General features: G+C 41.3%; 7 protein-coding genes and 1 pseudogene. 4 read left to right on the top strand and 4 right to left on the bottom strand.

Translation table 11 applies throughout. The features are described 5' to 3' along the window. Window positions 1-200 precede the first annotated feature (200 nt). On the bottom strand, window positions 201-1,418 hold the full coding sequence (locus tag O9323_RS10775) for a tRNA nucleotidyltransferase/poly(A) polymerase-related protein (RefSeq protein ID WP_288125088.1): 1,218 nt from the start codon (window positions 1,416-1,418) through the stop codon (window positions 201-203). Between the two features lie 94 nt (window positions 1,419-1,512). Here O9323_RS10775 and O9323_RS10780 point away from each other — a divergent pair, with 94 nt between their 5' ends. The 3 genes from O9323_RS10780 (at window position 1,513) to O9323_RS10790 (ending at window position 2,274) form a co-directional block, all read left to right on the top strand. Further along, the gene (locus tag O9323_RS10780; protein WP_002795917.1) at window positions 1,513-1,761 is read left to right on the top strand and encodes a Ycf34 family protein; all 249 of its coding nucleotides are present in this window, start codon (window positions 1,513-1,515) and stop codon (window positions 1,759-1,761) included. Between the two features lie 110 nt (window positions 1,762-1,871). Continuing rightward, window positions 1,872-2,129, top strand: coding sequence for a hypothetical protein (locus O9323_RS10785; protein WP_002793765.1), 258 nt, complete (start codon window positions 1,872-1,874; stop codon window positions 2,127-2,129). Beyond that, window positions 2,095-2,274, top strand: coding sequence for a PIN domain-containing protein (locus O9323_RS10790; protein ID WP_002795919.1), 180 nt, complete (start codon window positions 2,095-2,097; stop codon window positions 2,272-2,274). Before O9323_RS10785 ends, O9323_RS10790 begins: the two co-directional genes overlap by 35 nt. A gap of 19 nt (window positions 2,275-2,293) precedes the next feature. Here O9323_RS10790 and O9323_RS10795 read toward each other — a convergent pair whose 3' ends face one another. From O9323_RS10795 to O9323_RS10805, 3 genes are all read right to left on the bottom strand, one after another. After that, window positions 2,294-4,993 (bottom strand): DNA methyltransferase, encoded by a 2,700-nt coding sequence (locus O9323_RS10795; protein WP_288125089.1) that lies wholly within the window; start codon window positions 4,991-4,993, stop codon window positions 2,294-2,296. Window positions 4,994-5,199: 206 nt separating this feature from the next. Further along, entirely contained in the window at window positions 5,200-6,657 is a 1,458-nt protein-coding gene (locus O9323_RS10800) for a DASH family cryptochrome (protein WP_149106512.1), read from the bottom strand. A 514-nt stretch (window positions 6,658-7,171) separates the two neighbouring features. After that, window positions 7,172-9,484 (bottom strand): GumC family protein, encoded by a 2,313-nt coding sequence (locus O9323_RS10805; RefSeq protein WP_288125090.1) that lies wholly within the window; start codon window positions 9,482-9,484, stop codon window positions 7,172-7,174. Window positions 9,485-9,966: 482 nt separating this feature from the next. On the opposite strand from O9323_RS10805, the pseudogene O9323_RS10810 reads away from it, so the two are divergent. Then, a pseudogene (locus tag O9323_RS10810) lies at window positions 9,967-10,266 on the top strand (hypothetical protein). The last annotated feature ends 236 nt before the right edge of the window (window positions 10,267-10,502 follow it).

Below are 10,502 nucleotides of genomic sequence, written 5' to 3' on the forward strand. Positions count from 1 at the left end.
AACTCTCCAAACTGTGAACAATTGCTAAGTAGGTAGGCGTTAAAAGTTGTCAGATGCCCCCCTTATTAAGGGGGGATTAAGGGGGGATCGGCACCCCCCTTATCAAGGGGGGATTAAGGGGGGATCGGCACCCCCCTTATCAAGGGGGGCAGGGGGGATCAGACCTAAAATCCATTTTTAATTTAATTATAACCAGCTACTTATAATAACTTTTTAGCAAAATCGATCGCTTCCTGAAAAACTGTCACTTGGCCCTCAATTTGGGCAATTTGTACCTCGGTTAATAACTTACCGATAATCGGACTAGGTTTCAGTTGTAAATAGTTGATTAAATCATCGCCCCTTAATAAAGGTCGGGGATGGGCGATAATATTATCGGGATCGAGATAGGAAGTCAACAGAGAAGCGACGATATTTTTGTTAATCCCCATCGATAAAGCAAAAAGGGCAAAGACAGGAAATACTTTTCCCGTATTTAGATAAATAAAATACTGTTCCCGCAGACTTAAATTATCTGCCTCCTTGAGGGGAGGTAAACACTTAATCACCGTGATTACCGTGCGAATTTCCCCCCTGGAATACTTGAGATCGATTAACTCTTTTTCCGCTTCTGCCAAAATATCCGATACCAATAGGGCCAATTTTGTCAACTGTAACTGAGAAGGGGAAAAGATAAATTTTTCTGGTAACAAAGATTCTAAAAATCCCGCTGCCGCTTCCACCCCCATAACTCGCTCCATTTTTGCGGGGGTAATCCGACGCAACCAGAGAGATAATAAGCCATCTTCCCAGGCACTTTTTAGCCATTTATTGCCACGGGAATTGAGCAAAAGGTAATTCAACTCGGATTGTACCCTTTCGGCGGCTACACGGTGCAATAAAGGGGCAAGAGAACGAATAGTTGCACGGGTATGGGGTTCGATCTCAAAGTCCAATTGAGCCGCTTGTCGATAGGCCCTTAATAATCTTAGGGGATCATCCTGAAGATTTTCGCGGGAAATCATCCGCAGGGATTGGCAGCCTAAATCTTTTAATCCCCCTAAAGGATCGAAAATTTCTTGGGTGTGGAGATTATAAGCGAGAGCATTAACGGTGAAATCCCGTCTTTTTAGGTCTATTTCTAGAGATTCTCCCTCCTGTTGTGCGAAATCAAGAGTACCCTGCGGAAAAACGACGCGAGCAATTTGACGAACGGCATCTAAAACCACAAAACCCGCTTTATAATGATGGGCAATAGTTTGGGCAATTTCGATCGCTTTTTCGGGAACCACAAAATCTAGGTCAATATAGTCTTTCTGACGGTTTAATAAAGCGTCTCGCACAGCACCACCGACTAAATAAGCATTTTCTGGCAATTCTTGCCGATTAATCGCAAAAACTTCTTTAACTAAACTATCTAGGTTTTTTTGACAAGACATCGAGAAGAGCAATTTACAAAAATATAATTTTGACTGGCCCCATTTGGGGAGAGACTGAGCTAGATTAGCGGAAAAGACCTATAGAGTTAAACCTATGTGTATTTGTATTAACTGCTATTTTGTTGATCGCTGTCTCACCTATCATGCCGTAGAAACACAACATCAGGAACGTCATCTCACCGAGACACCGGACTTTGAAGCGAAGAACCCTTCTATTAACGTTAACATTCGCACCAAGGAAGATTATATCGAAATGGAGTGGGATGTGGTGGGTTGTGAAAGCTTTTTACGCGAAACCGGTAAATGGTCTAGTTTGCGGCCGGGTGAACCAGTTCCCACCTAAAACACCTGAACTACCCATACATATCTACTACAAGAGCCGAAAGTTAATCCACAAATATGTCTTGGACAGCCAACGATTCGAGGAATGCGTAATTTAAGAGCGAGGTATTTATGGATAAAGAAGAAGAACTACTTGAACAATGGCGAGAATTGACCCCGGAAAAGCAACAAAAAGTTTGGCAATTTGTTCAAATACTTAAATCTGAGTCACAAACAACACCAGAAGCTAAATTTATTCCCCAAACACCATTAAGCAAAAAGTTATGGGAAATCCGACATCGGGCGATCGCAGCTGGATTGCAACTGCTCAATGAAGAGGAAATAGAACAAGAACTTGCTGCACGTCGAGGAGGGTGCAGTGAGTCATGAAATTGCTGGCACTTACGGTTTAGCGGCGATGGATGCACTTCATGTTGCTGCTGCGCTGCAAATTCAAGCTGATGAACTAATCACCACCGAAAAGCCAACCAAACCAATGCACCGAGTCAGGGAAATTCAGATTGTTTCAATCTAATGTAAGGGGTTAGAGTAATCTAAGAGTAAGGAGACCAGGGACCGATGACGGTTTCTCCTCGCTTCTCTTTTTCTGCTAATTCTAGGTTTAAGGTTAATAGTTTCTCTAAGATGTCGTCGTCAGCTTGGAAGTGATAGGCCTCCATCACTAGCTTATCTAATTTCTGATGGAGTTGATACAGTTGGCTACTGGGTTCGTTAAAGAATTGGTTATATAGTTTGGTGATTCCCCATTGTTTTTTCTCCATCTGTTGGCTGCGGTATTCGTGTAATTCCCCGGCGGTTTGACGGATTTTTTCGACAAGTTCCCGTGAAGGTGTCTGGGGAAAGGGGAAGGTTTCAAAACAGGTGTTAGGAGTGTAGCGAGTTCTGTCTTCAAGAGTTGAACTTTGGGCTTTTACCCAGAGGCGATGAATGTTAGATGTTAGGATACCGAGAATATAGAAATCATCAGAAGCAACGACATGAATCGAATTATTAGGTAGCCAATCTAAAGAAGTAGGAACAAAAATAAACCATTTTGAGTGTGCGGGAATACTAAAGTAACAAGCTAAAGGTTCAATTGCTGTTCTCATTGCTGGTCTTTTTTCACCATATTTCCACCAGTTTAGTTTAGTAACTTCTCGTCTATTTTGCTCTCTTTCCAGCTTAACAGTTAATTTAATATGCTCAAAAGGTAATTTATATTCACTAGCATCTTCTAAACTCATATTATTGAAATCAATAATCCAGCGGCTAGGTTTTCCATGAGGATTGTCAGTTAAATCACCAGCAGAGGATGATAATTTTAAAACCTCTTTATTCTTAAGATCATTTTCGATCCATTTTTCCGCTTGCTCACTCTTAATATAAAATCCCTTACCAACTGGTATCACTCCTTGAAAACTAATATTTTTGTTGGCTAATAGTCTAACTGCTTTGGAAATATCTACTGTCGTCGTCAAAGAAGAATTAATCTGAGAAACTTGATGATTATCTAAATAATAACTTACTGGTTCAATTTTACTCCAATTAACAATACTAACATGAACATTAGCTTCACCAGACCAAGGCTGAGTAGAAATCGCCTCATGAATGTGTCCACCATTGTGAGTAATATAATCCAACGCTGCTACACGACTTTTTCCTTGACTAATAGAATTAGTTCCGACTAAACCCGCTCTTCCTTTCTCATCTAATTGATTATGTGCTAGACGAAACCAATAGGAACAAAAATCAACCGAGTCTTTAACCTCAGAAAACCTTCCAAACACTTTATTAACATAATCATCACTGAGATTTAATCTCATGTGTTTCCCTCCCAAAAATGGAGGATTACCGATAATTGCGTCTGCTTTTTGCCAATCTGTAAACAAAGCATCAGCACAGATAATATTACTATCCAAAGTATCCAAAGGTAAAGAAGCTTCCGTCAAATTAAACTTATCAATCGCCACCTTTCTGGCAATCATTAAAGTCACCCGCGCCAACTCTACAGCAAAAGGATTAATATCCATTCCATAAAACTGTTTAGGCGTAACAAAACTAATCTGTAATTGGTCACTAGCAGAACGACGACGGTTAGCAATCTTTTCAATTAATAACTGTTCAATGCGCTTTAATTCTTGATAGGCGACATAGAGAAAATTACCCGAACCGCAAGCCGGATCTAATACCTTATACTGCTGTAATTCTAACTGAAGTGTATTTAACTCGCCAATCGTCCCAGCTTGCTCAATTTTCTCCTCCCAGTAACGGCTAATAGTTGGGCGAACAATTTTCATAATATCCGCTTCTGAGGTAAAGTGCATCCCGTAAGTATGACGCTCTTCAGTATTAGCTGTCCCCTCAAAAATATTACCAAAAATTGCCGGACGGATCTTACTCCAATCCTGACGCGCCGCCACATCCAGAAACTCTAATTCTTTATTAGTTAATTCAATTGGATGAATTATACTAAACAGTCCCCCATTAAAATAATCCACTCCCTGATATTTACCAACGGGGGTAATTCCGGGTTGGTTCATCTGTTGAAATAATCCCCCCAAGACATCATAGGAATTGCCACCATTTAGACATTCTTGTACACAAGAAATAAATAAATCTCTCGGTAATAATCCTCGATCCTCAGCAAACATTGCTAATACACACTGCAAAATAAATCGCTGGGCTGTCAACTCATCAAAACCGCTTTTATGACCGCGTTTTTTTAACAGTTGAAACAACTCACCCATCCGCCGCGCTGCCGTTTCTGTAATCTCGACTTGATTATTCTGAAAAATAGGGGTACGATTCCCTACTTCCATAAAATTGAACGCACTGACCCGATTTTTCAAATCGTTGAGATTGACTCGATCTACCGGTTCATCTATTTGAAGATCAAAATCAAAAATCCAGAACTGATCAAAATTACATAATAAGACATAGCGAGGGCGATTAGGAACCAATCGACTCCAGTATTCAAAAGCTTGGGGATAGTGTTTACTTAAATCTTCTCCTCGCTTTTTCATTTCAATTAAAACACGAGGTTTCCAAACTAAATCAGCAAATCCCGTTTTACCTTTCTTGCTACCTTTAGTAATCGCCTCCTCATAGGTTGCACCCGCTTCTAACGCACCTTTATGACCAAAAGCTCGAAAGAAACGGTCTAGGAAAATCTGAGCTTCTTTCCTTTCTTTGCCAGTAATGTGCTGTTGACAAAAATCAATAAATTCCTGTAAGCTTTCAAGAGTAGTAGTCATCTTTTGCCTTTCTATTGGAGTAGGGTGGGCGTTGTGGTGCGATCACCATTTTACACGATAAAATGAAGGAACCGAGTTGAAATCGAAGTCAAGCCTATGCCAATTCGAGGCGTTGCTGAATCAAGGTATGAATGCCAATTGTGCATCGTATCCAAAAGTTATTTTGGGTCTAGGTTTTAAAAATCCCACAAGAGAAGATTCATATCTCAAATCAGCAACGACTTGGCGAGATAAATTTTTTCGTTGTGTTTAATTGATTGAAAAAAATCGACAATAGGACGAGGATAATTAACCCCTAAAATCACCCCATAACGCTTTTGCTCCTCCAGAGATAATTTATAAGGTTCGTGAATTTTATCGCCTTTTATTAGGGCTAATTCGGGCAACCAGTGACGTAAATAATCACCTTTGGGATCATAATCTTTCGACTGTTTCCGGATATTAAAGTAACGAAATCCTCGTGCGTCATTACCGACACCAGCAGTGTAATTCCAATTACCCCAATTACTACAGACATCGTAATCAACTAATAATGACTCGAACCATTCTGCTCCCATACGCCAATCAATACCGAGATTTTTGGTCAGAAAACTAGCGACATTTTGCCGTCCACGATTTGACATAAATCCTGTAGCAGCTAACTCTCTCATATTAGCATCTACAAGGGGATAACCAGTTTTTCCCTCACACCAAAGATTAAATCTTTGCCAATCTTCTAGCCAGGGTAAATTAAGTTCTTGCAAACCAGATTTATAAAAGATTTTATTCCCGTGTTTACTGCAAATAAATCGAAAAAAATCTCGCCATAATAATTCAAAAGTTAGCCAATAAGTAGAGTCATTTTTTACTCTTGTTTGCTCATATTTTTGTACTTCCTCATAAATATAACGGGGGGAAAGACAGCCAAAACTTAACCAAGCTGAGAATTTTGAGGAATAATTAGTCCCTAACATTTCATTACGGGTTTCCTTATAGGTTTTTAAGGAATCACTATCCCAAATATATTCTTTAACCCGTGATTTTCCTGCTACTTCACCCCCTTGAAATGATAAAACACCTCCCTGGTCTAGAATTAGTTCTGTTAAGCCTAAATCCTTTAAAATAGGAAGATTTCCCCAATCTATTTTAGGTAATTTTGTCAACTTTTTCGGACTGGGATAAGTTGTTCTTATTTCCCAATGACGTTCTACTTGTTTACGAAAATTAGTAAATAATTCCGGCAGTTGATTAAGGGTAAAAGGTAAATCATCAGGATGATATAAAGTGGCTGTCCAAAAAGTTTTTATCTGCACAGGAATTATAGATAAAGCCTTATTTACAGCCTTTTCTACCGCTAATTCCTCTGCTGTAACCTCTTGATGATAATAAACCCTGGCTATCTGCAATTCTTGAACTAATTGCGGGATAATTTCTTCTGGTTTTCCCCGTCGGATAATTAAATTACTGCCTAAACCTTCCAGAGATTGTCGTAAATTTGCTACGCTTTCTAATAAAAATTTAGCCCGGAACTTGCCAGTTTTGGGAAACCCGTAGGAAGTAAAACCAAATTGACGCTCATCAAAACAATAGAAAGGAATTATCTCTAATTGTTCTTGAATGGCTCGATAAATTGCCTCGTGATCGTGAACTCGCAGATCATTCCGATACCAGATTAAAACCCGCATTTAACATCAATTAAAAGTTGATAACCGATCAATAAGTAGGGTTTGCTGAATAAATGTGAAATGTAGGTAAGGTAAGGGTTTTGTGGCTTTTCTCGTGAAACAGGTGCAAGATTTTGAGAGAATCGTGGTTCAAAACCTTGCATCTTCATCGGCCCGCGTCCTGTAGGGGCGAAGCATTCGGACAATAACCTATCGGTGAAACCTTAGATTTTCTATCCGAATGCTTCGCCCGTACTTTTTCAGCAAACCCTAAGTAGTTAGGTGTTAAAAACCATCAGACACCCCCCTTATTAAGGGTAGGGTCGTTTCATTCTCTCAAATGTCATTCTCTCAAATCCTTATCTGGTAACGTTTTTAGTCGATTTCTCCGAATAAATAGCTGAAAATTTCTAAAAACGTCGTGCTTTGCTTACCGCATAAGCGATTAAAGGTAGCAAAAAAAGAATTAGATTGCGAGAATGAAACAGCCCTACTTATTAAGGGGGGATTAAGGGGGGATCTATCTTTAATTTAATTATCTTTTCCCGTAGTAATGGCCATAGTAACGATAATTATGGTTTTTCCGACTAACATTATTAGCCACTAAACCTAACACGGAAATATGGGATAATCTCATATCTTCGAGCAGATTTTTCAGGGCAAAGCGATCGGTTTTGCCCAGTTTGGTAACGAGAATCAGTCCGGTGGCCATGGCGGCGAGAATTTTCGCATCGGCAAAAGCGGCGATCGGTGGTACATCGTAGATAATTAGATCGAAGGCTTGCTCTTGCTGTAAACGCGAGATCATCTCCTGCATTCTCTGGGAAGAAAGCAAGCGGGTTGGATCTGGGGGAATTTCACCGGCGGTAAGAATCGATAAATTCTCGTAACGGGGTAGAGGTTGAATTGCCTCATTCCAATCGAGACCCTCGGCGAGGACATTACTAAGGCCGTGGTCGTTATCGAGATTAAGTCGATGGTGAACCTGGGGTCGTCGCAGGTCAGCATCCACCAGTAAGACTCTTTGTCCCATACCAGCGGCCGCCTTAGCGATATTGATTGATATGGTGGTTTTACCGTCTCCCGGTGATACAGAACTAATCACGAGGGACTTGCGGGGGGAATCGGCATCGAGGAGGCGAATATTGGTGTTGAGAGTGCGGAAAGCTTCCGAGAAGGGGGAGAAATTATAGTAGGAGGGGTTTTCGCCGGCCGATTTCCCAGTAGTATTAGGGATAGTAATTTTGCGATCACCGACTGTTAACTGTGGTAGGGCGGCTGTGATCACTTTTTCGATGGTGCCAAGGTCTTTTTGCCAGGGAATTGCGCCCAAAAGGGGTAGTTTGGTATCTTCTTTTAGTTCATCTGCACTATGATGAACGGGGTCTAATCTTTCAGCTAAAAAGGCTGCCCCTAGGCCTAGTAACAGGCCACCAATAACCCCTAAAGCGAGATTTCGCACGGGTTTAGGAGAAACGAAGTTTTCCTCTACTTCTGGTGGGGAAATTAGTTGCCAAGGCACCACTTGTTGTGCCACCTTGAGTTGAAGTTTTTGTTGTTCCTCCAGAAAACGGTCGAGACTGGTGGTGGCGATTTCCAACTCTCGCTGCAAATCCGTATAACGACGGGCTAAAACCGCCAGATTTTTGACCGAGGCTTTCTGTTGTTCGAGGGCCCGGGCAAGGGATTCTACCTTAATTTCTAGGGTTTGGCGACTGTTAGCGGCTTCCACCAATTGTTGGGTTAATTGTACCCGCAAAGCGCTCTGTGACACCAAAGCAGGGGAGTCACCCACTGTCTGGGGCAGTTTTTCCCCTAGGGTTCTCTGGGCTTCGTTTTGCAGTAGGGGCAGTAAATTAGCGCGTTTTTCCTCTAGGGTGGCGATTATTGGGCTATCCTTGGCAAAAACTGCCGATTGTTTGGCCAATTCCACTTCTACTTCCTGCAGCTGCTTGAGCAAATCTTGATAACCGGGAGATTCACTGAGATAAGTAGCGATAATTGCTTGATTAGGGTCTAATCCCACCTGTTGCTGTAAAGCCTGATAGCGAGAGTTAATTTCGTTAAGGGCAACTTGGGCACCCCGATAATCTTGTTCAGTGGTGGTTAACTGTTGTGATAAACGAGTTGCCTCTTTATCGGGATCGAGGAAATTGTATTGCTGCCGGAATTGCTGCATTTGTTTTTGTAGAGTATTAACTCGTTCCTGCAGCACGGGCAATTGAGCGTTAACAAAATCTAACCCTTGATTAATTTCGGTCTTCCGTTCCTGAGAACTATAGTTTAGGTAATGACGGGCTAAATTATCTAAAACCAGCTTAATTTTTTCCGGTTCCTCATCTTGATAGGAAACTTCTAAAACTTTCGTCTCTTTTAGTTGACTAATTTCGAGATCAGATTTGCCAGTTTTACTAATTAAATCACTGTAGGTAAAGTCGGGATATTGAGGAGTTATTTTACTAAAGATGGGGTTAAGGAGTTGCGGACTGGTTAAAACAGCGATTTGGGTATCATAATCGATGTCTTCACCACCTAACTGAGGTAGGATATCTTGGGCTGCCAGTACGGAAGGACTTTTATTTTCCTCGATGGGTTGACCGATGAGCAGCAGGAATTTACCCTGATAGATAGGGGTTTTTGAGAAAGTATAAGTAGCGATCGCAGCCGTCACCCCTAGGGTGATGCCAACGATTAACCACCAGCGATGCTTGATGACGTAAAGGAATTGACGCAGGTTGAGTTCCTCTCCTTCCTGCGTGACGGAGGGGATAAAAGCTGGTTGGTCAAAAACTGGCAGATTTGCTTGACTTTGGGTTTTTAAAGCCCCGTTTTGTTGGTTGTTCATCATTATCAAATAGTCAAGGGATAACTATATTAAACCGCATCTAGTACGCCAGTATAGCTTAAGAATAATTTGGGAATTTGTCCAAACATGGTATCTATTTAAAATAGCCCCCAACCCTTATAGAGTAAGGAATATGACATCTAAAGCTGAAATTGACTTCGGGACACTTTTAAAGGATATAAACCGCAAACAGCTAGAGAACTGGAATCTCACTGGCAGGCCATTAACCCTTAAAAGTATTGCTATGCAAAGATCATAGCCGAAAAAGGCAAACTACGTGGTTCCCCGTGGACGCGGTTTAAAAGATTTTGCGGTAGCAATCTGGTTCGATTAGTGACCGCTTCATCATAACACCATGCTACGATAATAACTCTAGTTCTTCCGGAACTGCCAATTTTTGTCCCGTCTCGTCTTGTGGTTAAGCTTGCTGATAATCCTACCCACCGTTCAGAAAATCGATTATTAAAGAAGGGGAAAAGCCAGCCATGACAGGAAGCTCGGCTGGACACCCCAGATGGACAAATGAGATGCTAGATGAATTGGCAGACTCAGTTTCGGAATTGCGGGAATCGGTTTCAGAGGTCAGAGATTCGGTAGAAGTGTTACAATTGACGGCACAAGCTCTGCTACAAATCGCCACACAGCAAGAACGAGAAAATGAAGCCAGGAGAGCAGAAATTGCTGAAATCAGACAAAGATAGGAAGAGTCGGACTGACGCTTTCAGGTTTTACTCTCAGAAGTCCGCCATCTGATTGGGCAAATTAAACCAGAAAATCAATCGTAAGCTTAAGGAAAATGGCGGTGATCGCGTCTATCATTATCTATAATTTAAGGTTCTTCGGTTTGTGTTATGCAATGGACGGGAGTTATAAGGGGTGAAACCCTTATATAGAAAGACATGGCTGCGATTTTTGCCAATTGTTTTCAATCTAGAACGAGCTAATCAATTAAGTCCCTTGCCAGATAAGGATTTAGCCGATTTCTGCCCCCTGATCGAACCATACCAAGTAACGAAGAACC

The sequence above is a fragment of the Microcystis sp. LE19-131.1A genome, assembly GCF_027532015.1.
GTDB lineage: Bacteria > Cyanobacteriota > Cyanobacteriia > Cyanobacteriales > Microcystaceae > Microcystis > Microcystis ichthyoblabe_A.

Bases quoted from the DNA above. Each gene is read 5' to 3' on its own strand.
- O9323_RS10775 (WP_288125088.1), bottom strand. From the start codon at position 1,418: ATGTCTTGTCAAAAAAACCTAGATAGTTTAGTTAAAGAAGTTTTTGCG.
- O9323_RS10780 (WP_002795917.1), top strand. From the start codon at position 1,513: ATGTGTATTTGTATTAACTGCTATTTTGTTGATCGCTGTCTCACCTAT.
- O9323_RS10785 (WP_002793765.1), top strand. From the start codon at position 1,872: ATGGATAAAGAAGAAGAACTACTTGAACAATGGCGAGAATTGACCCCG.
- O9323_RS10795 (WP_288125089.1), bottom strand. From the start codon at position 4,993: ATGACTACTACTCTTGAAAGCTTACAGGAATTTATTGATTTTTGTCAA.
- O9323_RS10800 (WP_149106512.1), bottom strand. From the start codon at position 6,657: ATGCGGGTTTTAATCTGGTATCGGAATGATCTGCGAGTTCACGATCAC.
- O9323_RS10805 (WP_288125090.1), bottom strand. From the start codon at position 9,484: ATGATGAACAACCAACAAAACGGGGCTTTAAAAACCCAAAGTCAAGCA.